At 28.1% G+C, this 25,508-nt stretch carries 25 protein-coding genes; 7 read left to right on the top strand and 18 right to left on the bottom strand.

Features of this window, described 5'->3' with window-relative positions; all coding sequences use genetic code 11:
• Window positions 1-64: 64 nt before the first annotated feature.
• Window positions 65-625 carry a hypothetical protein gene (locus tag LN42_RS11020; RefSeq protein ID WP_075780140.1) on the top strand — a complete coding sequence of 187 codons (561 nt, stop codon included), beginning with the start codon at window positions 65-67 and terminating at the stop codon, window positions 623-625.
• Here the strand turns inward: LN42_RS11020 and LN42_RS01175 are convergent, their stop codons facing one another.
• The 6 genes from LN42_RS01175 to LN42_RS01150 are packed head-to-tail and all read right to left on the bottom strand — an operon-like array spanning window position 626 to window position 7,664.
• A complete protein-coding gene (locus LN42_RS01175; protein ID WP_014295720.1) occupies window positions 626-1,003 on the bottom strand; it encodes a late competence development ComFB family protein in 378 nt (125 codons plus the stop codon).
• Window positions 1,003-1,551: a 16S rRNA (guanine(966)-N(2))-methyltransferase RsmD gene (gene rsmD / locus LN42_RS01170; RefSeq protein ID WP_014295719.1), complete on the bottom strand. Its 549-nt coding sequence runs from the start codon at window positions 1,549-1,551 to the stop codon at window positions 1,003-1,005. The genes LN42_RS01175 and rsmD overlap by 1 nt, the downstream gene beginning before the upstream one ends.
• An 11-nt stretch (window positions 1,552-1,562) precedes the next feature.
• A complete protein-coding gene (recG, locus tag LN42_RS01165) occupies window positions 1,563-3,905 on the bottom strand; it encodes an ATP-dependent DNA helicase RecG (RefSeq protein WP_075780139.1) in 2,343 nt (780 codons plus the stop codon).
• Window positions 3,905-4,780, bottom strand: coding sequence for a DegV family protein (locus LN42_RS01160; RefSeq protein ID WP_014295717.1), 876 nt, complete (start codon window positions 4,778-4,780; stop codon window positions 3,905-3,907). Before LN42_RS01160 ends, recG begins: the two co-directional genes overlap by 1 nt.
• Complete coding sequence (locus LN42_RS01155) at window positions 4,777-5,031, bottom strand: hypothetical protein (RefSeq protein ID WP_014295716.1); 255 nt, start codon at window positions 5,029-5,031, stop codon at window positions 4,777-4,779. Before LN42_RS01155 ends, LN42_RS01160 begins: the two co-directional genes overlap by 4 nt.
• The gene (locus tag LN42_RS01150) at window positions 5,028-7,664 is read right to left on the bottom strand and encodes an O-antigen ligase family protein (protein WP_075780138.1); all 2,637 of its coding nucleotides are present in this window, start codon (window positions 7,662-7,664) and stop codon (window positions 5,028-5,030) included. The genes LN42_RS01155 and LN42_RS01150 overlap by 4 nt, the downstream gene beginning before the upstream one ends.
• A 392-nt stretch (window positions 7,665-8,056) precedes the next feature.
• Here LN42_RS01150 and LN42_RS01145 point away from each other — a divergent pair, with 392 nt between their 5' ends.
• Genes LN42_RS01145 through LN42_RS01130 form a run of 4 tightly spaced genes read left to right on the top strand, consistent with a single transcriptional unit; the run spans window position 8,057 to window position 11,068 of the window.
• Window positions 8,057-8,512 carry a FeoA family protein gene (locus LN42_RS01145; RefSeq protein ID WP_014295714.1) on the top strand — a complete coding sequence of 152 codons (456 nt, stop codon included), beginning with the start codon at window positions 8,057-8,059 and terminating at the stop codon, window positions 8,510-8,512.
• Between the two features lie 16 nt (window positions 8,513-8,528).
• The gene (locus tag LN42_RS01140; RefSeq protein WP_075780137.1) at window positions 8,529-8,747 is read left to right on the top strand and encodes a hypothetical protein; all 219 of its coding nucleotides are present in this window, start codon (window positions 8,529-8,531) and stop codon (window positions 8,745-8,747) included.
• 3 nt (window positions 8,748-8,750) lie between these two features.
• Window positions 8,751-10,700: a ferrous iron transport protein B gene (gene feoB / locus LN42_RS01135; RefSeq protein ID WP_014295712.1), complete on the top strand. Its 1,950-nt coding sequence runs from the start codon at window positions 8,751-8,753 to the stop codon at window positions 10,698-10,700.
• Entirely contained in the window at window positions 10,697-11,068 is a 372-nt protein-coding gene (locus LN42_RS01130; protein WP_014295711.1) for a hypothetical protein, read from the top strand. Before feoB ends, LN42_RS01130 begins: the two co-directional genes overlap by 4 nt.
• Window positions 11,069-11,098: 30 nt before the next feature.
• Here LN42_RS01130 and LN42_RS01125 read toward each other — a convergent pair whose 3' ends face one another.
• Genes LN42_RS01125 through LN42_RS01080 form a run of 10 tightly spaced genes read right to left on the bottom strand, consistent with a single transcriptional unit; the run spans window position 11,099 to window position 18,905 of the window.
• Window positions 11,099-12,952 carry a PQQ-binding-like beta-propeller repeat protein gene (locus LN42_RS01125; protein ID WP_014295710.1) on the bottom strand — a complete coding sequence of 618 codons (1,854 nt, stop codon included), beginning with the start codon at window positions 12,950-12,952 and terminating at the stop codon, window positions 11,099-11,101.
• A gap of 28 nt (window positions 12,953-12,980) precedes the next feature.
• Window positions 12,981-14,408 carry a complex I subunit 5 family protein gene (locus LN42_RS01120; protein ID WP_075780136.1) on the bottom strand — a complete coding sequence of 476 codons (1,428 nt, stop codon included), beginning with the start codon at window positions 14,406-14,408 and terminating at the stop codon, window positions 12,981-12,983.
• A complete protein-coding gene (locus LN42_RS01115; protein WP_075780135.1) occupies window positions 14,408-14,746 on the bottom strand; it encodes an NADH-quinone oxidoreductase subunit K in 339 nt (112 codons plus the stop codon). The genes LN42_RS01120 and LN42_RS01115 overlap by 1 nt, the downstream gene beginning before the upstream one ends.
• On the bottom strand, window positions 14,746-15,429 hold the full coding sequence (locus LN42_RS01110; RefSeq protein ID WP_014295707.1) for an MnhB domain-containing protein: 684 nt from the start codon (window positions 15,427-15,429) through the stop codon (window positions 14,746-14,748). The genes LN42_RS01115 and LN42_RS01110 overlap by 1 nt, the downstream gene beginning before the upstream one ends.
• On the bottom strand, window positions 15,426-16,163 hold the full coding sequence (locus LN42_RS01105; RefSeq protein ID WP_014295706.1) for a transporter substrate-binding domain-containing protein: 738 nt from the start codon (window positions 16,161-16,163) through the stop codon (window positions 15,426-15,428). Before LN42_RS01105 ends, LN42_RS01110 begins: the two co-directional genes overlap by 4 nt.
• On the bottom strand, window positions 16,156-16,437 hold the full coding sequence (gene mnhG, locus LN42_RS01100; RefSeq protein WP_014295705.1) for a monovalent cation/H(+) antiporter subunit G: 282 nt from the start codon (window positions 16,435-16,437) through the stop codon (window positions 16,156-16,158). The genes LN42_RS01105 and mnhG overlap by 8 nt, the downstream gene beginning before the upstream one ends.
• On the bottom strand, window positions 16,430-16,642 hold the full coding sequence (locus LN42_RS11210) for a monovalent cation/H+ antiporter complex subunit F (protein ID WP_148265118.1): 213 nt from the start codon (window positions 16,640-16,642) through the stop codon (window positions 16,430-16,432). The genes mnhG and LN42_RS11210 overlap by 8 nt, the downstream gene beginning before the upstream one ends.
• Window positions 16,643-16,686: 44 nt before the next feature.
• On the bottom strand, window positions 16,687-17,109 hold the full coding sequence (locus LN42_RS01090) for a Na+/H+ antiporter subunit E (RefSeq protein WP_014295703.1): 423 nt from the start codon (window positions 17,107-17,109) through the stop codon (window positions 16,687-16,689).
• Complete coding sequence (locus LN42_RS01085) at window positions 17,106-18,083, bottom strand: bifunctional oligoribonuclease/PAP phosphatase NrnA (protein ID WP_075780133.1); 978 nt, start codon at window positions 18,081-18,083, stop codon at window positions 17,106-17,108. Before LN42_RS01085 ends, LN42_RS01090 begins: the two co-directional genes overlap by 4 nt.
• 9 nt (window positions 18,084-18,092) lie before the next feature.
• On the bottom strand, window positions 18,093-18,905 hold the full coding sequence (locus tag LN42_RS01080) for a purine-nucleoside phosphorylase (protein WP_075780132.1): 813 nt from the start codon (window positions 18,903-18,905) through the stop codon (window positions 18,093-18,095).
• A 132-nt stretch (window positions 18,906-19,037) separates the two neighbouring features.
• Between LN42_RS01080 and LN42_RS01075 the strand changes: the two genes are divergently transcribed.
• Entirely contained in the window at window positions 19,038-19,643 is a 606-nt protein-coding gene (locus LN42_RS01075) for a cyclodeaminase/cyclohydrolase family protein (RefSeq protein WP_014295700.1), read from the top strand.
• 11 nt (window positions 19,644-19,654) lie between these two features.
• A complete protein-coding gene (tgt, locus tag LN42_RS01070; RefSeq protein ID WP_014295699.1) occupies window positions 19,655-20,776 on the top strand; it encodes a tRNA guanosine(34) transglycosylase Tgt in 1,122 nt (373 codons plus the stop codon).
• Window positions 20,777-20,791: 15 nt separating this feature from the next.
• On the opposite strand, the gene LN42_RS01065 is transcribed toward tgt, so the two are convergent.
• Together LN42_RS01065 and LN42_RS01060 are read right to left on the bottom strand one after the other, a co-directional pair.
• On the bottom strand, window positions 20,792-22,222 hold the full coding sequence (locus LN42_RS01065) for an RNA-binding domain-containing protein (RefSeq protein ID WP_075780131.1): 1,431 nt from the start codon (window positions 22,220-22,222) through the stop codon (window positions 20,792-20,794).
• Window positions 22,223-22,256: 34 nt separating this feature from the next.
• Window positions 22,257-25,505: an exodeoxyribonuclease V subunit beta gene (locus tag LN42_RS01060; RefSeq protein WP_075780130.1), complete on the bottom strand. Its 3,249-nt coding sequence runs from the start codon at window positions 25,503-25,505 to the stop codon at window positions 22,257-22,259.
• Window positions 25,506-25,508: the final 3 nt, after the last annotated feature.

Here is a 25,508-nt window from a genome sequence, read left to right as displayed (position 1 = left end):
TTTGAACTTTTTAAGTATATGTTTATTCTAAAGTATTAGAGTTTTCAACTTAGGAGTTGAAAATATGCGAATAAATCCTGATGCTGTAAATCCAATTCTTGGATATAAACTTGATCCCGGAGAACCTGGTCTTTCAACGGGAGCACCTGCATCATTGAGTATTTTACGTGTTCTTTCCCAAGAAACTTCAAATTTAGTACGTTTTAAAGCAGAAGCCGCAAAAAACGGCGGGTATATAATTTATAGCAAAATCTCGCTTGATATGGAAAAGCGAGGTGCCTTTCTGGCTGCTGTTGCTGGAAAAACAGAAGTAAAAGTTGCTTATAAAAAATCTGATGATACGTTAGATCCGGATAATTCCAATCCATTAAATCCCGAAAGTGATAAAGATGAAAAAAATTCTTTAAATCCTACAAAAAATAAGGATAAAAAACTCCTGGAAATGGAAATGTTAATAAAACGTTTGAAAAATTATGCACAAAGTGAAACTGATCCAATTATAAAATCTGAATTAGAAGAAAAAATTCGTTCTTTAGAAAATCAATTAATAATGATGAAATTGGGAAATACAATCATTTCCCAGAATGAGTCTATTTTAGGTATGATTTTTTCTGCGTATTTTTAATTATTTATTTTTTTTGTTATTACTTATATTTTCAAAATGCTTTTCAAGTTCGTCAAGATCTATATTTTCTTCATTTCTATATATAGATTCTTCTTTAGGGTGTGAAGGATGTTCTTTTACCTTTTCCATGGCTTTTAATACTTCTGTTAATACTTCCGCTCTTGTCTGGAATGTGTAATTTTGCAATTCTGAATATAATCTACCTTTTTCAGTGACTACATATTTTGGATGCAGATGGTTTAATGCCAGTGCAATAACATCGGCTCTACATCTGTCGCATATACACATATCGATATTTGGCATCGCAAACATTTCATTGGTTATTTCTTCAACTATATGTTCCATTACATTAGTAATATGATACTTTTCAATAATCATCATTTTCCCCCCATTGTAAATAATGTTAGTTTTATATCACCATAATTATACACCTTATATACTGCAAGTTCACCATATTTTTCTGAAATTTCTTCTCTTTTTGAATGTTCAACTATGATTAAAGTATCTTCATCATATATATTAGAGTTTTCACTAATTTTTTTCATTGCTTCATCTGCAAGTCCCATTTGAAAAGGTGGATCCATAAATATTATATCGTATTTTTCTGTTAATTTTGCAATAGCATTTCTAAAATCAGAACATATTAAATTTATTTTGTCTTTAACTCCTAAATTCCTTGCATTTTTTAATATAGTAGAACAGGCTTTTTTAGATGCTTCAATAATAGTTGCATCTGTGGCTCCTGAACTTAAAAATTCGAAAGTAACTATTCCTGAACCTCCGAATATTTCAAGAGATTTCATATCTTCCACATCAACAAAATTAAATATAGCTCTTCTTACATTTGCCGGTGTATAACGTGTTCTTTTATCATTAACAGTCATTACTTTTTTTCCTCTTAAACTTCCACTTTCTATTGATAACATATCTTTTTCACCTACGCTTCTAACATTTTTAATTTTTTCCCATATCGTTTATATATTTCTTCTCTTAATGCAGGATATTTTATTAAATCGGGATCTTTGGACAATATTTCATTAGCATCTTTTCTTGCTGTGTTTATAAGTTCTGGATTGCTTAATATATCAGGAAATTTAAAATCTGGTAATCCATGCTGCTCAGTGCCAAAGAATTTTCCAGGCCCTCTCCATTGCAGATCCATTTCTGAAACTTCAAATCCATTTGTTGTTTGAGCAAATTTTCTTAAGCGTTCTCGTGTTTCAGAAGCTGTTTTTTTGCTAACAACAAGGAAACAGTAAGCCTGCTTATTACTTCTTCCAACTCTTCCTCTTAATTGATGCAATTGTGATAGACCAAAACGTTCTGCATGTTCTATAACAATTACGGTAGCATCTGGAATATCAACACCAACTTCCACAACTGTTGTAGAAACAAGGATTAAGAATTCTTTTTTGGAAAATCGTTCCATAATATCGTTTTTTTCCTGTGATTTCATTTTACCATGTAATAGTTCAACACCATATTTTTTAAATCTTTCATTTAATACTTCATACATTTCCGTTGCGGCTTTTAAATCTATTGCTTCAGATTCTTCAATTAGCGGATATATAAAGAAAACCTGGTGTTTTTGTTTTAATTCATCTTCTATAAATTTATATATTTCATTTATTTTTTCTTCTGTTGCATAAACTGTTTTAACTTTCTTCCTTCCAGATGGCATTTCATCAATTATTGAAACATCAAGATCTCCATACAATGTCATGGCGAGCGTTCGGGGAATTGGGGTAGCTGTCATAAATAAGATATCAGGCATTACCCCTTTATTTATTAAGCTTAAACGCTGTTTTACTCCAAAACGATGTTGTTCGTCAATTACAACAAGACCAAGGTTTTTAAATTCTACATCTTCCTGAATTAATGCATGTGTTCCTATCAAAATATCTATTTCACCATTTTTTAATTTTTCTTTAATAATTTTTTTCTCAGAATTTTTTGTTTCACCCAATAATAATTCCACGTTAATCCCAAAATTCTCCATATGTTTTTTAATTTTTAAAAATTGTTGTTTAGCGAGTACAGAGGTTGGTACCATCACTGCTCCCTGAAAACCACTTTCATAATTGTATAATAATGCCATTTCTGAAACTACAGTTTTTCCTGAACCAACATCTCCTTGTAATAGTCTGTTCATAGGTTCTTTGGAATCCATATCTTTTCTTATTTCATTAAAAACCTTATTTTGAGCATTAGTCAATTTAAAAGATAATATCTTTTTAAATTCTTCAATTAATTTCCCTTCATTTTTCTTAGATATACCTATTTTTTCTTTAATTAATCTTTTTTTCATTAATACTGAAAATTCAAATAAAAAAATCTCTTCATATTTTAAAGCTTCTTTGGCTTTTTCATAATGAAAAAAACTCTTTGGAAAATGTATCCCTTTTATTCGCCTGGATAAGCTTATTAATTTATATTTATTTTTGATTTCTTCAGGAATAAATTCTTCTTTATAATTTACATAGGGAATTGTTTCTGAAAAAATGTTTCTCATATTGTTTTGGTATATACCTCTTTTTAAAGGATATACTGGAAGAATTCCAGTTTGAACTTCTTGTTCAGAAGTTATTATCTGAAAATCAGGATTTTTAATGGTTTTCCTGCCAAACTCCACTTCAACTGTTCCATAGGCTGCAACCTTTAATCCAACTTGAATAAATTTTTTTATATATTCCTGATTAAACCATGTAAGAATTAAAACACTCCCATCTTTATCTTCAAGAGCATATGATAATATTCTTAAACTTCCTATATTTTTTTCTTCAAAATTTACTATATTACCAACAACAAGACAATTTTGACCATGATAACAATCAATAATACGTTTAATTTCTCTTCTATCTTCATAATCTCTCGGGAAAAAATAAAATGTATCTTCAATTGAATTAATACCAAATTCTCTTAATATTTTTGCACGTTTATTGCCGACACCTTTGATAAATTTAATATCTGTAGCTAATGGCATATCTTTATATGGTTTTTCTGGTGAATCAATTAGATATTCATATTTCAATTTTTCTATTAGTTCTAAACCATTTAAAGCTCTTTTTATACGCCTTTCATCTGAAAGATTAGCTATAGGTTTATAATAACCAAGAAAAGAGCCTATTTTTTCTTTTAGGCCCTTCTCCTGTTCTATTATGTTTATATAATTGGCGGAATATTTATATAACTCTTTAAATAAATATTCCCATTTTAGTTTTTCTTTTAAAGCATCTTTTAATTTAGCTTCGAGACCGTTAAAAAAGTCTTCTATATTCATTATAAGGGTTTTTCCTCCCCATATACTGCAAGCCCGAATACTTCCGGACCACTATGACATGCTACTGTTGGCCATATTCTACCTTCAATTAGTTCGTAATCATAGCCAAGTGTTTGGAATTTGTCCATAAACATGTTAAACACTTTTTCTTCCTGTTCTTTATTGCTTTCAAATCCGTGTATTTTATATATTTTAATGTTATATGGTTTATTTTTTATAAATTCAAACAATGATTCAGACATAGTTTTATATGCTTTATTTAAACCTCTAACCTTAGCTAACGGAGTAATCTCAGCATCTTCAACAGTTAATACTGGAATTATTTTTAATAAAGTTCCTGCCATCCCTGCTGCTTTTCCAATCCTTCCATTTTTAATAAGATATTTTAATGTTGGGACAGAAAATTCCATAAATGTATTATCTATAATTTTCGGAATTAATTCGTTAACTTCTTCAAATTCTCTTCCTTCATTTAAGAGTTCAACAATTCTTCTCGCAACAAGAGAAGCTCCTATTGAAACCATTTTTGTGTCAACAATTTTTAGATTAATATCATTGAGCATATTTTTTGCCATATTAGCAGTGTTGTATAACCCTGACATTTTCGATGAAAAATGAATATCAACAATTTCATCATATCCCTCTTCTTTTAATGACTCATAAATATTCATTATTTCCTTTAAGGATGGTTGAGCGGTATGAATTTCTTCAGCACCTTCTACTAAATCATAAAATTTTTCTTTTGAAAGATCTACACCATCAGTATATTCTTTTCCATCAATATATACCTTCATTCCCATAAATTTCAGATTATATTTTTCAATCCAGTCAGGTGTCGGAGAACATCCTGAATCTACGATTATTGCCCTTTTCATTTTTGTTCCTCCTCTACGACTATATAATTACCCTCTCGTTTAAAAATCAAATTATTTATTTTTACTTCTTTTATTTCTGAATGATTGTTCATAAACATGAGTAATTTATCATAAAATCTTACTTTTAAATATGCATCAAAAATATTATATTTTGATTTTAGATTTTCACGCTGTCTAACATTTAAATAGAAATAGAAAGTTATTGAATTTATGACTATAATTATTGTTAAAAGAATTATTGCCAATCTCATTTTAAAAATTCATACACCCTTTTAAAATTTTCTATTCTGGATTTATAACGTGTATCAGGATATCTCTCTAAATATAGTAAATTATAATTATAAACTTCTGAATAAAATTTTGTTACATGTTCCGCTAATTTTATTGCCAATTCCGAATTACCATTTGACTTTAGATAAAAATAGAGATCTTCAAAAAATGCAAAAGATTTATCAGGTATTCCTCTTGTTTTTTTCATCATATAATAATCTGCTTTTGCTTCTTTTTCGGCTATTTTTAAAATATTATTTATTGTTTTTTCCATACCTATATAGCCATTAAAGTTAAACATTATTTTCATGTATTCGGTATATACATCTTCCCATTCAGGAAATCTATTCCATCCTCCTGGCAGTATTTCAATTGTTTTATCATACCAATACACAAATTGAGTATAGTAATGCTTTTTTAACTTTTCTATCTCTTCAACAATGTTTTTATCTTCATTAAAATATCGTTCTAGATTATTTAAATTCTGGAAAATGATAACATTTAATTTTGAAATTAATCTATACGCATTTTTTTCATTAAAAGATGTATAATTACTTTTTAATTGATCAATTTCATCCTGTAAACTTTGTATATATGCAAGTGCCTGTAATACTTCTGGATTTCCGTTTGTTTTTTCTTTAAGTAATAAATAAAGATTTTTTATAGTAAATCTAATCTGAGATGAAGAATACGGCATTAAGTCTAATGCGCCTTCGAATTTTTTAAGCATAAAATCATATTCAGGATATTTCATATCCATATAATCAGTTAATTTATTATAATCAATTTCCATTAACCTATATGGCGTTTTTGCAAGTAACTGCGCAAGATAAAATCCAGATTTTCCAAATGCTGGATTAGCTTTTAATGATTTTAAGAAATATTCTTTTGCTTTTTTATATGATTCAAAAGCTTTATTTTCATATTCTCTTTTTGTATTTAGATATTTTTTCTTTTCATCTTCCAGTTTCTGTATTTCTGAAGAAATCTTTTGTAATTCAAGCGGATTTGATACTTTATAATTTTTTAATTTACTTATTTGAGTATCAATTTGATTTATTATATTTGGAATTTGGTTTTTAACTACATTTTGATAAGCATCAATTTTCATATATTCTGCATTGGCGGTTTTAAAGTAGATTTCTGCCGCTGTAGAATTGATTTTTAAAAATGATACAAGAATTCCAATTATAAAAAATACAACAAATACACTCTTTAATGTTTTAGAAGAAATTGATACTTTTTTTGTTTCTCCAAACTGTTCTGAAACAGCTACAGAAATAATAAACAATGCGGACATTATATTTGGATGTAAATGCATTGGGAATTCAGTTGCACTATGAATTGCTATAATTGTAAGTGACCATGCAAATAAATTGAACATTAAAAGTTTATTGAAGTCTTTAATATTAAAAACTCTTTTAAAGAAAACAGTTATTAAACCAAATAATAATAACATTATTGCTATAAAACCAAATAAACCCGTTTCACCTAAAACCTGTAAGTAATCATTATGAGCTCTTTTAAAATTGTTCCATGCATAATAAAATTTTTCAGGGTTTCTTGCCTGAATATCAGCCATATATCTTACAGCATAAACAGGATAAGTGACAATTCCTCCACCTATAAATCTATTTAATAGATGATTTGGGTCTTTCCACTGTTCAACAGCAGCAAGCCAGGATAAAGTTCTTTCATCCCATGAAGATACCGATGTAATTGCTTCGAATCTCTTTGCTGCAACAACTTCCCCACCCTTGTTAAATGGTGATGGAATATTGAACATAATTAATAAAAAGGAAATTATAAGAATAATTAAAATCATCGGAATTAAAAACTTTTTGCTTTTTATATAATTAATATCTTCATCGTTTTTATTTTTTAAAAAACTAATTGAAAAGAATATTGCAAATATTGCCATTCCAAGGAAAAAAGATAAATAAATTGAACGTGTTTGTGCAAATAATAATACCCAGAACATAACAAATATTGAGATAATACTAAAGACTCTTTTTAAAAGAGAAGAGTTTTTTGATAATGCAAAATATATTCCTATTGGAATCATTTGTCCCATGTAGTCTGAAACAAAATTTGGATTTCCTATTGTTGTTCTTAAGGTTATTCTCTGGGAAGGATCACCATATTTCCCAAAAAATATATCATATCCGAAGAATTTATTTAATAATCCATCTACGCCAATGATAAAACCAGTTATTAAGAATATAAACAGCGCATCTTCAATAAATTTGAAGTCTTTTCCAAATCTATTTGTTAAAATATAGGATACAAAAACAATTATTGAGATATATAAAGCTACTTCAAAAGAATATCTGAAATAATATTTATTTTGTATAAATACGTTTATCAAAGAAAAAACAGACGCCAGACCAAATAACGAGAAATATATGTGATTTAGAGAATAAGAAATTTCATATTTTTCTTTATTAAGCTTGAACAAATAAACAAAAAACATAGCGGTATAAAAAAGAGCAAAAACGAGATGTTTTTGTGTTGAATACTCATAAACCCATGATGGCACCATTAAAAATGGTAATACTAAAAAGAAAACTCCCATTGCCATAATATCAGCTGGATACTTTGACCTGACATTCATACTACTTCCTCCTCCGTAATTATCTTTATCTTTACCATTTTATCATACCACAAAAATTATAAATACTTACATCTAAAATCAATAAAAATGTTATATAATATGCCTGGTTATATTAAATTTTTGTCATTTAATTATCTCATCGGTTAGCTGCAAAATTATATGTTAATAAAAAATAATAATATGTAAAAATAAATTTTATTTAGAAAAGAATTTGTTTTTTCAAGAAAGATTTTTTGCGGTAAAAGATAAAAAAATATTTTTTATTCTTTATAGGTAATAATACCTTTGCTCTAATTCTGACTCTTTTTAACAGATTTAGAGTATAATAGTAATGAAAAATATCACAACACTTTTTGATTTTGTTTTTATATTCTATTTAGGAGGAATTCGCCATGATAATACCATTAAGCAGTTTAATAATAGGAATGGATGGAATAATTGTAAGGCTCGATTTTGAAGATTCAATAAAGGAAAGATTTATTGCCATGGGGGTATTGCCTGGTAAGAAAATAACTTATGTTCATGAATCACCATTTGGTGACCCAATGGTATTTAAAATTGAAGATAATAAAATTATGATAAGAAAAAGCGAAGCTCAGCGTATTTTTGTTGATGTTACTGAAGAATATATTACTTTAGATGAGGCACGTCCTGGAATGTATGAAGTTTTTATGATTAAAGGCGGAATGTTATTAAAAAAAGAATTGGAGAAGACAGGTATTACTATAGGCAGTAAAATTCAGGTTTTAAGCAATAATTATGGAAAGGTTTTAATTAATGCAAATGGTAAAAAAATAGGATTTGGTAAAGGAAGGTCGAGAAAAATAATTCTCAGAAAAATCAGATAATAAAGCTGGTGGAATAATGGTAAACGAAATAATGGAGTATATTAATAGTCAACAGGAAAATGTATCTACTGATGATATAAAAAGATATTTTAATCTTTCTGATACTGATTGGAACATTATTTATCCTTTTTTATTATCAAACGGTGTCAAAATAAACACTTTTGAATCAATGAACTTAACCTGTGAAAGTTGTCCTTTAAAAGGTTTTTGCAATAAAAAAAGTTGTGGAGGGTAAGATATGACTTTTGAAATAGCCATAATAGGTAATCCAAATGTAGGTAAAACCTCTATATTTAATATTATTACTGGAAGTAGGCAGTATATTGCCAATTGGCCTGGAGTTACTGTAGAAAAAAAGGTTGGTTCATTTAAATACATGGGACACAACTTTAAATTAGTTGACTTACCCGGTATTTATACGCTTTCAGCCCAAAGTGACGATGAAAAGGTTGCACGTGATTATTTAATAAATGAATCTCCTGATGCTGTAGTCGTTGTTGCTGATGCATTAAACCTTGAACGCTCAATGTATCTTTTGACTCAGATTTTAGAAATGAATTTACCGGTTGTTCTGGCAATAAATTCAATTGATGAAGCTGAAGCAAAAGGAAAGGTTATAAATCCTTCATTTATTTCAAAAACATTGAATATCCCCGTAATTTTAACTTCTGCGAAGAAAAATATTGGTATTGATAAATTACTTGAAGAAATTCATAAAACTGCTGAAACAAAACATGTTCCTGCGAAAAATTTTCTTTATACAGATAAAATCAATGAGTACATAAACGAATTTATAAATGAAGTGAAAAAATATTCCATGTTAAATTCATATGATTCAAGATGGTTGGCAATATACTATCTTGAATTTGGAAATAAAAACTTTCATTATCCTGAAGAGTTAATAGAACATATTAACAAAAAATTCGATATGAATAAATTAAAATCAGAATTTATGAACTGGAAATTTAAATTTATCTCTTCTCTTATAAACAGCGCTGTCGTTGAAGAAGGTAGAAGCTGGGCAATGAGAGACATTTTAGATCATGTAATGACACATAAAGTTTTAGGGTTATTAATTTATGTTATTGCATTGTATTTTGTATTTTCTTTAACCTTTAATATTGCCAGTCCTCTTTCTGATCTAATTGATATGGGATTTAGCGCATTAGGTAACTTAATTGATGGTAAGATTCAAATTCCATGGTTAAATTCATTGATTGTAGATGGAATTATCGGTGGAGTTGGCGGAGTTTTAGTATTTATCCCACAACTTTTCGTGCTATTTTTCTTTATGGGATTTTTAGAAGAATCTGGGTATTTACCTCGTGCCGCATTTCTTGTTGATAAACTGGTTAGAAAATTCGGTCTTAGCGGACGTTCTTTTATGTCAATAATTTTAGGATTTGGATGTAGTGTTCCGGCAATAATGTCAACAAAAACTATTGCCAATAAGAAAGAAAGAATGGCTTTAATTTTAAGTATCCCATTTGCTTCATGTTCAGCAAGATTACCTGTATTTATACTTTTAATAAGCGCCTTTTTCGATAAAAATGCTGCATTTATATTGCTTTCTGTATATATTACCAGTATTTTATTAGTTTTAATTTCAGCTAAAATATTACAAATCTTCTTTATCCGTGGTGAAGAAGTTCCATTTACAATAGAATTGCCACGTTTTAGAATGCCTACATTTAGAAATCTTGCTTTATATTCATGGAATAGAGGAAAACATTTCCTTGAAAAAGCTGGAGGAATTATATTAATCGCAACTATTTTTATCTGGCTTTTATCTTATTTTCCAAATAATAATGATATAGCTAATTCATATGCAGCAATGCTTGGTAAATTCTTTGAACCTATAACAATGCACTTAGGATGGAATTGGCAAACAAATATTTCCTTATTATTCGGAGCTGTTGCAAAAGAAGTTGTTGCATCATCATATATGACCATATTAAACGTTGGAGAAGACGGAATTTCATATGCTTTAAGAACTATTTTAACAGAACGTTCAGCTTTAGCTTTAATATTCTTTGTATTGACATATATTCCATGCTTTGCTACACTTAGTGTAATTAAACAAGAAACAAATAGCTGGAAATGGATGTTCTTTGAATTATTTTATACATTATTGGTAGCTTATGGCCTTGCCAATCTTGTATATTGGATTGGAGGTTTTATATTATGAAAAACAAACGATTATTGCTCATTATAATAGGAATTATGTCTTTAATAATGGGTTATATAAATTTTTCATACGATAATTTCATTTTCCTTTCCTATATTACTGTATCATTAATAGCTTTTTTTGGATTTTGGGAAGATATAAAAAATATATGGTATCATCGTTCCGCACATATTATCGTTAGTGGTATTATTTCTGTTTTAATAGGGATATATGAGATATTAAAATACATATTTGGATGGCTTGCAGTTTATACAAGTCAGGAGAATCCTCCTATATTTAAAATTGACATTTTTGTTTTTAGTTTATTTATGATTTTAGTTATGGTATATGAAATTAATTATCTAAAAAAAGCTGGAAAAAATATATAATTAAAAATAGCTCCCTGATGGGAGCTATTTTTAATATTGAAATATTTTCATTGATTTTACAGAATCCTTTCCAAGTAAGAAAATCACATCTCCTGTTTTATCAACTAAAGCATATTTTATATCGTATTTTAAGTTAAAACTATAAACTTTATTCAAATTTACACTATTCCATATTTCCACATTACCGCCTTTACCGGAAACAATAAAATATTTTTTCAAAAGAGATGGTGAAACGTTATACACACCTTCAAATGATTTAAAGGAAGTTAAAACATTTCCATCTTCAATATTTATTATAGAAATTTTTCCATCAAATTCTGCTGCAATAAGATATTTGTCATTTTTTAACAATAAGATATCTGTAATTGTATTATTGAATTTAACCTTCCAGATTAACTTACCATTAAATTTATCAATTTTAGAAACCATACCATCTAATGTTGAAATATAGATAGCTCTGTCATTTACACTAACTTTTGTTATTTCTTCTTTTAAATCAACAAGGAGCTTTTTCTCTGTTCCAGTAATTACATATAAATTGCCATTTTTTAAAGCTACATATACCATTTTATTTTTCGCTGTTAAATAGGTTATGCCGTTTTTAAAATTAAAGGTATAATCAATCTTCTTTGTAGTAAGATTATAAACATTTAATATACCTTTTTCATCACCAGAATATAATAACTGATCTTCATCATCAAAAGCAAGTGCCGTGATTTTATTATCGTGATTGTAACTATCAAAACCTTCATTGGTTATATCTGATACAATCATAACCATTTTGTCATTTCCATAAGCAAGAAGATTATATTTACTTAAAGCTATAGCTTTACCTATTACATTGCTTTTTAGATCCCAATTTATTTCAGGATTTTTCAAAACGTTTTCTGTAGTTTTTTCTGAAACAACATCTATTAAATCTATATCGCTTTTGTTCTGCGGTTTAAATGAGATTTTTCTGTTTTCTTTTGTATAATTTCCATATAATATTCCATCCTTTGAAAGAACAACCATTGTATTTTCATCAGGTATTTTTGCATAGGTTAAAATTGAATCCTTTGAAATTGTATGTTCTCCAAAAATGCTTGTTACATTTATATTAGCTTCATCACTACCTGTAATATCTCCAAAAAATTTCATTCCATTTTGCAATACAAAATATGTATATTTGCTTTCAGGTTTTTCCATACCTCCAGAAAATCCGTAAATAGCATTATTTAATAAACTCAAAGTTCCATAGCCAACATCAAAGAAATAATAATCATTTACCTTTTTTATGAGTTTTTCATATTTAAATTCATAACCATTATAAAGTTTTAGAGTATATGGTTTTTTAAATTCATATTTCGGATATGAAATACTTTTTATTACTGATAAATCAAGAGCACCTTGCCCTAAAACAGGAATATTCAAAAACAATTGATTATCTTTAGCTTCAAATATATTACCTTTAATTTCAGTATAATTATCCCCTAATGTTATTTCAAAGTTAGTGGGCTGTTCTTTTCTTGTCCATTCAACATCTGGAACCTCTGGATGTGCAACATTTACAAACTTTAGCTTTGAAACATCGTTTAATATTAATTCACCAATATTCATTTGGATATTAGCTGTTCCAGATGCATAAGAAGTTAATTTACCTTCAAAAATCTTATCATCAACAATTACTCCATAATCAGACGTTGTTTTTTCATCAAAAGAAATATATAAAACATTATCAAGCATTACTGTCATTATCTGATTAAAAACTTTCATTTTTACAACGCCATCTTTTATTTCAATGATTTCTGTTGTAACAGTATTTCCATCAACAGACTTTAGTAATGCTCCATACCCCATCCCCATAAATACCATAGTCAAAAACAATACAAAAAACTTTTTCACATAAACTTCCTCCTTTCTCTCCCTCACTTTATATTAATTTTATTATATAATAACCAATAACAATTGAAAAAATCTGCAATATCAAAGAGTTTTCCAGATAATTTAATTTAATAGATAATGATTTCGTTTTCAAATTGGAAACAGCAAGTGAAACTATTAAAGCTGTAATGGAAATAATTAAATCAAGTTTGGTAAAATGATATTCAACAATTCCAATTAATGGAATAATAGAAATTAATATAGTTGAATAATATATTTTTTTTGATAGTTTTAAAGCATTTATTATTTTTATTGAATACATCGCTGTTGTAAATGCTGATATATACAATAATATCTTTAAATCCCCATGGATACCTATACTTTCTTTTACAAAAAATCCATGTGATGGAAAAATTCCTGATAAACCAAAAATACTGAATATAGCCAGCATTTTATTTATATCGTAATTATTTACATCTCTCAATAATATTATACTACGAATATGCGTTTTTTCATAAATTCTTCCAACATTGTAAAAAGCTAAAGATTTATATATCATATGCATAATAAAAAACGGAATAAAAAGTTCTTTCTTTTCAGCTATAATTATCATTGCTAATCCCATTTGAGATATCGTCGAATATGCAAGTATCCTTTTGGCATCATTTTCCAGAAAAGCTAAAATACCACCAATAATTAAAGAAATAAAACCATAAATTAATAAAATTTCTTTTATTTCATTATAAAATCCGTCATATAAAGCAAAAGAATATATTACATAAGTTCCAATTGGTGCAATGTAACCTGATAAAACCGCGGAAATTTCAGAAGAAGCTTCAGAATGTGCTGTTGGTAACCATGCAGATAAAAAAATCATACCGCTTTTAACTAACAATCCAGTAACAATAAGTGAAACAGCTAAAGGATTTGGTTCTTTTGAAAATGCTATATGTAAATTCAAGCTTCCAGTTTGTGCATATATTAGACCAACTCCTATTAAATAAAAGGTTAATCCAATATAACTCAAAAACATATATTTTAAACTTGCCCATATCCTTCTTTCATTTCTTCCTATTCCAATTAGCAAAAATGAAGATATTGAAATTAATTCTAAATGAACATATGTATTAAAAAAATCTTCTGAGGTTAATATACCAATGAGCGTACCATTTATAATAAGCCAGAGTGCCGTAAAGATATTATCATGACGTCTTGCTGAACGCCAATATATTATAAACATCATAATATTGAAAAAGAAGGCAACAACATACATTTCTCTCGGAAAATAGATTTCTATTCCGTTAAATCTATTCCAACCACCTGGAAATACTCTTTCTTCTTTTCCAAAGAACATTAAATACGTATTTAATGTAATAAGAAAAGCATAGGTTATATAACCAATTTTTTGATGGTGATGTCTGGAAAGATATGCTATAATTCCCATTGATACAGGAAATAAAATCAATAAAATAGCCATTATTTTTCTAACTCCTCTTCTATAATTTCAACATTATGAGTTTTAAATTTTTCTGCAAGTATCATAATATAAACAAGAGAAAGTGAAATTGTGGCAAAACCAATAACAATAACAGTTAATAAAAACGAATGTATTAACGGATCTGAAAAATTCCCTCTAATTTGCTGAGATATTATAGGTATATTTTCATCATAGGCTACAAAGGTAAAAAACAACAAAACACCAGATTGAAAGATACTTAAAAAAAATAATTTAATTATTAAGTCTTTTTTTATAATAATTCCCAATAATCCTAAAATGATTATTATAAATGAGAATATTATGTATACATAACTCATTATAACAGCCCCCTATGTTTTATAAACTGATATAATATTGTCCAGGAGCCACCAAAAACCTCAAAAGCAATAAAAGAGTTTAGCATTATTGCACTCCCACCACTGAAAAGCGAACCCGGTTCAAACTTCGGGAAAAAATTTATAAAATATTCACCAAAAAAAATCTTTCCAATTACTGCATATATAATTATAAAAAGCGGCACTAAGACTTTTATTTCTTCAATATGAGATTTTTCAAATACTTCTTCAATATCCTCATATTTTTTTACCAATGCCAATGAAAGAACGCCTGTTCCTAAAATAATTCCAGAATTAAATCCTCCACCAGGGTATAAATGGCCTGTAAATGTATTATAAAAACCAAGAAGAAGTGTTATTGGAAACATAACAGGTGAAAAGACTTTTAACACAACAGATGGTTCGGAAAATTCATATTCACTTTTTCCAAAGAATTTCATAAAATATGAAATTCCAATTATAGTAACTGTAAAAACAAGAATTTCAAAGAAAGTATCATAAAATCTATAATCTAAAACTATTGCAGACACAATATTCAAAGATCCGTTTTCATTTAAAACGTTAATTCCATAATATTGATTTTTTATAAACTCATGAGGAACTTCAACTATTAAAATATAAAAGAATAAGCCAAGTGATAATAAAGAAAGAAATAATTTTTTCATCCCAGATTCCTCCGGATTATATTTTCATATTCTTTTGAAGATAAGAAACCTTTTAAAAACCTGTTAAATTCATCCTTTAACGCTTTATTATTTTTTGGAAATAGTGCTATATAACCTGAGCTTTTATATTCTTCTGGAGAAATATTTTTCTCTTTTCTCAAATAAGCTTTTAATCTTAAGTAATCCATCAAATTTTTATTTTCAAAATCTGAAAAAAGCATTTTAAATTCTTCTGGTATTTCTTCATTGACTATAAATAATTTTGTTGGAAGATATTCTTTGGAAAACAATAATTTTAATTTTTTGGGATTTTCAATACTTATTCCGCCAATTATCATATCTAAACGTTCCTTTTTTATATTTTCTAAAAGGCTATTTTTATCCATCTTTACATATTCTACATCAAAAAAAGAATTTTCAGAGAAATTTTCAATGAGTTCCTTTTCAAAACCCGTTAGTTTTCCATCAATTTCTTCAATTAAATACGGTGCTTCTATATACCCAACTCTAATTTTAGACCTTGTTTTTATTGCGATAATATAGACAAAGATTATAAATGCAGAACCTATAGTCATTTGAACTGCAGCAACATCAGGTGCATTAAAAACAAAAAAAACACCCGATAAAATCGTTCCAAATGATGCATATATCAGGATTGCTTTAATATATTTTTTCACAAAAAACATCATAATTGCAAGAATTAGTAAAGAAGTCAAAAGTACAATTTCAATCATTATCTCTCACCTTAACCTTATTTTGTGCAGCACTGTGAGCAATTGCATGAGATAATACGGGACCTATTAATAATATTAAAATACTTATAATTAAAAAACGGAATATTTCGTCCTGATACTTTAAAGCAAAACCTATTAGTACTGTAAAAGTTCCTACAGTATCGGCAATCCCCGCAAATTGAATTCGCGTATATAAATCTTTTTGATTTAACATTCCTATACTTCCCAATAATATTAATATCCCGCCAACAATAAGCAATATATTGCTAATCATTTTTTCCACTCCGTTCAAGGAACCTTGAGATAATTACAACTCCCCATAAATTTAATACCAGAAAGATTATAATTATATCAATCATTACATAAAACTGCTTATTTATTGCATAAACAATAGATAATATAGAAATTTTAGATGACATTGAAGCAAATGCTAAAACTCGATCCCACGCTGTGGGACCGAGTATAAGTTTTATTATCATTAATAGCAAAGAAATTAAAATTAATATATCGAGAATTATAAATATCAAAACAGTTCACCCTTCCATACATTGTTTGGATTGTGTGCTTCATCGGGTGATTTATCAACTTTATGGATTATTAAATGATTATTCTCTTCAAAAATAAACATTGTTCCCGGTGTTAGGGTAATGCAATTTGCTATAGCAGCTTTCTCAGAATCAGTTTTATTATTTACATCTACTGGAACAAGCCCAGTATAACTTTTTTTTATTAGAAAAGGTAACATTTTGAATGTTGTTTTATACATCTGAATAATTCTGCCAATGGCTGATATAAATAATTCTACAACTCCTTTAATTTCTTCTTTTAGAAAATATTCAGAAATTTTCACAACAGCAATAGAAATAATTATTCCAAGAGATATGGATATATCATTTAATGATCCTATAAACCCTAACCAGAGAAATAATATAAATAAGTATATCATTTATAACTCTCCATTAATTTTTTTATTGTATCAATAACCTCTTGTTCAGTTTTTTCAATATTATCTGTATTTATACTAAACCCAGCAGCTCTTGGGTGGCCACCGCCATCAAAATGTACAGCAACTTTTGAAACATCAAACCATGATTTTGATCTCATACTAACATGAAACTCATTTTCTTCAGCTTCGGTAAATGTAATAGCCACTTCTACGCCTTTTATGGATCTTAAATCCCCAACAAATGATGGTGAATCCTTTGGTTTAATATCATATTTTTTTAACATATCCAATGTAATATGTGAATATGCAATTGTATTGTTATAATCCAATTTCATTACATCAAGGAAATCTTTATATAAAAGTATATGTTCAAGAGGTCTATTTTCAAGAATCATATTACTTATAAATGCAATATCTCCACCTTTTCCAACAAGCCATGCAACATCTTCAAAAACTGTTGCATCAGTATTTGAGTATTTAAAAAATCCTGTGTCTGTAGCAATTCCTAATAAATTTGCAGTTGCCAATTCTTTATCATACTCAACACCTAACATTTTATTTATTCTCATAACCATCTGTGCAGTTGCACCATACATTTCAACCCAATTAATATTTCCAAAATATGTATTAGTTGCATGATGATCAATTACTATACTTCTTGCAAACTTAAAATGGTCATAGACCCTACCTATTCTGTCAGGCGAAGAAGCATCCACTGAAATAATTAATTCAGCTGGAAATTCTTTTATACAATCATATGATTTTATTTTATCCTTAACTCCTGGAAATTCTTCAAGATACGCTGGGATTTCATAATCAATAACCCCTCTTACATTCTTTCCTAATCTTTCCAAAGCAATAACCATTGATAATACTGATGATATATCATCACCATCTGGCATAATATGTCCAACAACAAGAATATTTTTTGCTTTTTCTATTTCACCAACTATAGCTTCTATATTTCTCAACATCCAATCACCTCAAAACGTTTTAATTGCTATTTTTACAACTTTAGCAAATTTATGTTTTATTCTTTCAGCAACTTCCATAACTTCCTTATGATTAAGTGGCTGAGGCAAAATACCTGCTGCCATATTAGTTACTGCAGAGAAAGCAACGGCCTTTATGCCACAATGATTTGCAGCAATAATTTCCGGCATTGTTGACATACCAACAAGATCACCTTCTAATTTTTCAAGCATCTTTATTTCTGCAGGTGATTCATAAGATGGACCTAACATCCAGCAATATGTTCCTTCCTGAATCTTTATTTTCTTTTCTTCAGCACCTTTTTCAATTTTATCAAGCCATTTTCTATCAATTGGTGTTGCCATTGATGGAAATCTTGGACCCATTTCGTCAATATTTGGACCAATTAATGGATTCTTAAATGTGAAATTTATAAAACTTGTATTAGCTACAATATCTCCAGGATTATATGTTCTATTAACTCCACCTGCAGCATTAGTTAACACAAGTCCTTCAACGCCTAGTTCTTTAAAAACATAAATTGGAAATACCAATTTACTTAACTCATGACCTTCATATGCATGAAATCTTCCTTTTAAAGTGATAACAGGTTTCCCTTCTAACATGCCAATAACCATTTTTCCTGCATGACCCTTTACTGTAGACTGTGGAAAATGCGGAATATCCTTATAATCAATAATAATAGGATCTTCAATTTCGTCAGCGATATATCCTAATCCAGATCCTAAAATTAATCCAATTACCGGTTTAATATCTGATTTTGATTTAATATATTCTGCTGCTTCCTGAATTTTCTTATACATATAAATTCCTCCCTTTCATATTCGTTTTAGTCTTTACTTAAATTTTATCACAAAAATATGGCGATTTTACTATATAAAAATTTATTTTTGATATAATACTATTAGAAAACATTCCATTATGGAGGTGAAATTATGTTAAATGAAAAAAAAATAATAGAGTTTCTTGATGATTTAAGCGCCAAAACTCCTACACCTGGCGGAGGAGCAATGGCTGGCGTTTGCGGAGCAATTGCTGCATCGTTGGGAATAATGGTGTCAAAATATTCATTAAAGAAAAAAGGACTTGAAGATTTTCAACCAATTATTGAAAAATCTCTGGAAAACTTTTTAAAATGCAAAGAAAGGCTTATTGAACTTGCTGAAGAAGATATGAATGCATATCAAGGGATAAAAGATGCCTTTAAATCAAAGGATAAAGAAAAAATAAATATTGCTGTACGAAATGGTATAGAAACAGCTTATAAAATTGCAAAATGCGGCTATGAAATTTTAAATAATTCATACAATATTGCAAAATATGGAAACCAAAATTTACTTTCAGATGCTATCATAACAGGATATTATGCCTGGGCTACGTTACAATCAGGTCTAATCCTGGTAAAAGATAATATACAATATTTATCAGATGAAGAATATAAAAAAGAATTGATTGAAGATATCAATGAATTTACTGCTGAAACTGATGGATTAGTAAAGAAAATTAGAGAATTATTTGAAGAGAAAAATATTAAATTATAGGAGGATTTTTGATGCTTGAAGGACCTTTAAAATATGAATTATTACACAAAGATAAACACAGTAATGCACGAAGAGGAAGAATATATACACCAAATGGGATAATTGAAACACCAGTATTTATGCCTGTTGGAACTAACGGAACAGTAAAAGCCTTAAAAAACTCAGATTTAAAAGATATTGAAGCAGAGATAATACTTGGAAATGCTTTTCATTTATTTTTGAGACCGGGATTAGAAGTGCTTAAAAATGCTGGTGGATTACATAAATTTATGAATTGGGATAGGCCAATATTAACTGATAGTGGAGGATTTCAGGTATTTTCTTTACGAGATAGAAAGATTTCTGACGAAGGGGTGCTATTTAGATCACCGCTTGATGGTTCGAAAATTATGATGACTCCTGAATTATCTATGGAAATTCAAATGACAATAGGTTCAAATATTGCCATGGCTTTTGATGAATGCGTGGAAGCTGGTGCTGAAAGAAAATATGTTGAAGAATCAGTAGATAGGACTTTTGAATGGGCTAAGCGTTCATATAAAGCTCATACTAAAAAAGACCAGGCTTTATTTGGAATAGTTCAGGGTGGATTCCATGAAGATTTAAGGGATAGAAGCTTAAAACAGATTACTTCAATTGATTTTGACGGTTTTGCACTTGGAGGATTGTCTGTTGGAGAACATTATTCTGAAACCGAAAGAATATTAAAACATTCAGGACCAAAATTACCTGAAGATAAGCCTCGATATATAATGGGAATTGGAACACCTTTAATAATATTAATGTCTGTTGAAAATGGCATGGACATGTTTGATTGTGTTCTTCCAACAAGAATGGGAAGGCATGGAACTGCTATGACCTGGGAAGGAAAGGTGAATTTAAAAGCAGGAAAATGGAAATATTCAACTGAACCAATAGACAACAAATGTGATTGTTATGCATGTCAAAACCATACAAGAGGTTATATTCACCACCTCATAAGAAAAGATGAAATACTTGGTAAGATATTATTGAGTATTCATAACCTTAGATTCCTTATTAATTTTGTAAAAGAGGTACGAAAAGCTATAGAAGAAGATAGATTTCTCGAATTTAAAGAAGAATTTTTATCAAATCCAAATAATGTTTATTAATACAATCCCCACTCATTACGAGTGGGGATTAATTGTATAATATGTATTTTTTCCGCTGCCATTTCTTTTAAGTAATCCTTTTTCAACATATTCTTTTAAAATATTACGCGCCTGTCTTTCTTTTATATTAAGGATTTTTTCAACATCACTCCTTGTGATTTTCCCATGTTCATTTAAAAATTTTAATATATCCTCGTTTATTTCCGGCAATTTTCCGGCACTTTCCGGCAATTTTCCGGCACTTTCCGGCAATTTTCCGGCACTTTCCGGCACTGTATTTTCAAAAGCTTCTTTATTTTCTATTATCTTATAAATAATAACTTTAAAATATCTTCCGTCATCAATAAACTCTGGCTCCTTTAATCCATTTAATTTACATAACTCGATTATTCTTCTTATTCCTGTTCCCCATTGTTCAATATACCTGATTTCTTTAAAAAATCTTGCAATTACTTTATTTCTTATTTCAGAACGACCATCTTTTATTGATTCTACATCAAGATTCCCTGGTAATCCTCCTGGTGAGGTTATTTCTATTCTATTATCAAAAATAGCCAGTTTTATATCAGAATTGATTGAATAATCACGGTGAACAACAGCATTTATTATTGCTTCTCTAATAACTTCAATAGGTACTATATATTTTTCCCGCCTTCGAATTTCAGTTATTATCATGCTTTTTTCAATATGAACTTTTGAAAAATTAATTGCTTCTTCCACAATTTTATATAATGGACCAACAAATTCTTTACTATCAATAAATTCATTTACGCTATTTCCTTTAAATCTTGCACATTTTATTCCGGCATATTCCAGAAATTCATCTTTACCAATTAATAAAGCTCCTCCAATGGTAAGAAATTTCTTTTTATTATATTCCTTTAAAATCTTCAAATTCACCATTTTAATTTCATTTAATTCTTTACCAGTAAATTTCTTAAAATCTGTTTTTATTGGTTGAAAATCAATACTCTCTTCTGGATAATCAAATAATATCTCTTCATCATAGGATATATTTAATTTTTCTCGTTCTAAAGCCTTTATAATATTTTCATCAGCGAGCCTCGTTGTAGCACCAACTCTAATATAAACTTTCTTCTTATTATTCTGTTCTTTTAAATAATATGGTTTTAATTGCCCGGAAAATATTTCCACAACCAATAAGTTTTTATTTTCAACGTTTGCAATATAAATTTCTGGAATTATTGCAGGAAAACATTTTTCTGAAATTAAATTTGATATTTTATCGGATAAATCAAAAATTTCTTCATCATCAATTCCAATTATTTCATGTGTTTTATCTTTTATTCCAAATATTATTTTCCCACCACTACCATTAGCAAAAGCTACAACAGTTTTCAAAAAACTGTTGTAGTTTCCTGATAATTTTTCTTTAAATTCTAATTTTTTATTTTCACCTTTTTTTATTTCTTCGATAAGAGTCATATAAATCACCTGTAATCTTTAAAATACACTTTTATTATAACATGGATATCTTCTTTTTTAACTCTTCTTCAAAGTTTTTGTTGTATTCAACCTCAATTATTTTTCCATTTTTCAAGCTTATAATATATCCTTTTAACGGATTTCCAAAGTCTTTTAAAAGATACATATAAAATTGCAATTGGAATTTATAATCTTCTATTTTTTCAGAATTGTTCAATTCTGAATATTTATAGTCCAGAATTTCAATATTATTTTCTTCATCAAATATTACCCTATCTGGAACACCAAAAATCATATACTCTTTATTATCAATCAACAACCTTTTCACAAGTCGCCATTCAGTTTTGAACCTTTTAGCAGAAAATAATCTTTCAATTAACGCATTATTCAATTCCTCTGGAAGCTCTCCAGTTTCGATTAAATTCAATATTTGACTGAAATTACCAACACTTTCCATTAAATTGTGTAATTCCGTTCCTTTTAATATACTTTCTTCATCAGAAAAGAAATCATCTGCTGTGATTTTTATATATCCTTCTTCTGTTAAATCATCTGTTGTTTCTTCCTTTTTTAATTCATTGATTATATATGTTGGTGCTATATATTTTTTATATGCAAATCCTGTTAAATCGCTTAATTGTTTTTCTTTTATATCACACGATTTTTCAGGAACTTCTTCATTTACAGATATTTCATTATTTTCAAGCTCTTCTAATGCAATAATATCTCGCTTGTCTTCGTATTGAAAATGCATAAACAAATCGGCTACATATTTATACTTTCCATCATCATTTTCATCTTTTTTCTTTTTTGTTTTATTTTCCTGAACAATAGGAATTATAGGAATTAACATTTCTTTTGGCCTTGTTATTGCAACATACATTAACCTTAAAACTTCAGTATCTTCAAGAAATTTATTAATATCAAACTTTTTTGAAAAACCTTCTCCAAGTTCCACATTAATTTTTTCTTTATCTGTTAAAGGAAGTTCTATATTTTTAACTGTCTTGAGGAATAATTTTTTTAGAATAAAATATCTTACATTGTCTTCTGGCAATGAAAATTCCGTTTCTTCCTTACTTAAACTGACATTTTCACCTGTTTCTTCTTCTGAATTTAAATTTAGCTCTTTACCAAGGCCACCAAGTATTACAATAGGAAATTCAAGGCCTTTTGACTTGTGGATTGTTAATACTTTTACAACATTTTGTTTTTCATCTTCTATAGCTGCTTCGCTTTCTGAAACTTCCGATGTCTTTTTTAATAATTTTATTAATTCCGCAAATGAAACAGCAAGTGTGTTATATTGTTCAGCTTCATTGATAAGTTTTTTTACATTTGCTATTGCATAATGTGCATCAGACATCAGTGTTAATTTTGATAAATAATTTGTTTCTGAAATAAATTGTTTTAAAATATGTGTTGGTTTTAAATAGTATTTTAATTTCACATATCTTTCCAGAACTTCAAATGCTTTTAATTCTTCAGGAGATAGTTTATCTTTATTATTGCTTACTACTTCATATAATGAACTATATTTTTCCTTATTTCCTTTTTTTATTTCTATGAACTCATTTAATCTTTCAAATGTCATACCACCAATTAATGACATCATATATGCTGAAAAATTGAAGTCATTACGAGGATTTTGAACGGCATTTAATGCAGAAAATATGGTCTGAATTTCGTTTTTATCATAAAATGATTTACTTCCAAGAATATAAAAAGGAATATTATATTTTTTAAATGATTTTCTTATTTTATCTTCTGAAATTTTTAATTCTCTCAATAATACAGCAATATCGCTATATTTTATTTCTCTTTCTTCAAAAATAATTTTTCCATTTTCTCTTTTTCTAAATTTCATTTTTTTACCAATTAATGATTGAATAGTTCTGGCAATTGTTTCATATTCAATATTCTTTTCTTCATCTGACTTTTTATCATTTTTCTTTGGTTTTATGTACGTTACATATTTTATTCTTCTTTTATCTGTTCCATCTTTTGAAATTGAAGGAATAACATCGTTTTCGTCTTTTACTTCATATTCAGAATAATCCTTATCTTCACTAAATAACAAATTTTTATATATTTTTTCATATGTTTTCTTTACATTTTCATATACTCCAAGTAATTCATCATTAAACAGCATCTTTTCCGAAAATTCATTGGCAAACTCAACAATTTCTGCATTTGAACGTCTATTAACCCTTAATTGAAATTTGCTATCTTCTTCAAATTCATTTTCTGTAACTGCAAATACAGAAACATCTGCACCTCTAAATCTATATATTGATTGTTTCCTGTCTCCAACATAAAAGATATAATTTTCATCTGTATGGATCTTATCAAACAATGCTTTTTGAAGGAAATTGGTATCCTGATACTCATCGACTATTATATATTTAAATTTATGCTGATACTTCTCTTTTATATTTTCATCTTCAAGTGTTTCCAAGGTTTTGGCTAATACACCTTTAAAATCAAATTGAAATTGGTCTTCAGTATATAAATTATATATTTCCTGCGCTATTAAAACAGCATTTTTAAAAAGCCATAATACTTTATTATAGTCAGGATTAGGTAAATCATATTCAGGAATTTGACTCATTTTCATTTCAGTTCGCCAATTTCTTAATGTATCCAATAAAACTCTCTTAAATGTATCGATTTTTAGCTCCTGAAGTATAAATTTCAATGCAATAATGAAATTTTCTTTATTTTGAATTAACTCATTTATAATTTTTTTCACTGTCTCTCTTCGTTCAGGCGATAAAAAGAATGTAATTTCTTCAATGTTTGATTCTTTATCTTCCATAATATCTTCATATATTGAAAATATTATCTTTAATGTATTATAGACAGATTTTTCTATTTCAATCCCCATTCTTAATTCGTTGATTATTGTAAAATTGGGATCAACACCTATTGCTATATTATTTTCTCTCAATATTCTCGAGCAGAAACTGTCTATTGTCATTATCCATGCACTATTGAGATTTGTTTTTATCTGACGCCAATATTTATAATTTTTTCCTTTATCTAACTTTTTATCAATCTCCTCCAAAATCCTTTCTTTCATTTCTCCAGCCGCTTTATTGGTAAAGGTAACAGCAAGAATATTTTGAACAATATCTGGATTATTTTCCTTTTCGTATTTTTCCAGTATAGCAACATAATATTGAGTTATAGTATATGTTTTTCCAGTACCTGCAGAAGCTGAAATGAAATAATTTTTATCGAGATTCTTTTTCATTTCTTCTATATTTAAAACTTCAGGCATTTT

Origin of the sequence: Marinitoga sp. 1137, from assembly GCF_001941525.1 — a bacterium.
GTDB classification, from domain to species: domain Bacteria; phylum Thermotogota; class Thermotogae; order Petrotogales; family Petrotogaceae; genus Marinitoga; species Marinitoga piezophila.
This window is presented reverse-complemented; position numbering and strand designations above follow the sequence as displayed.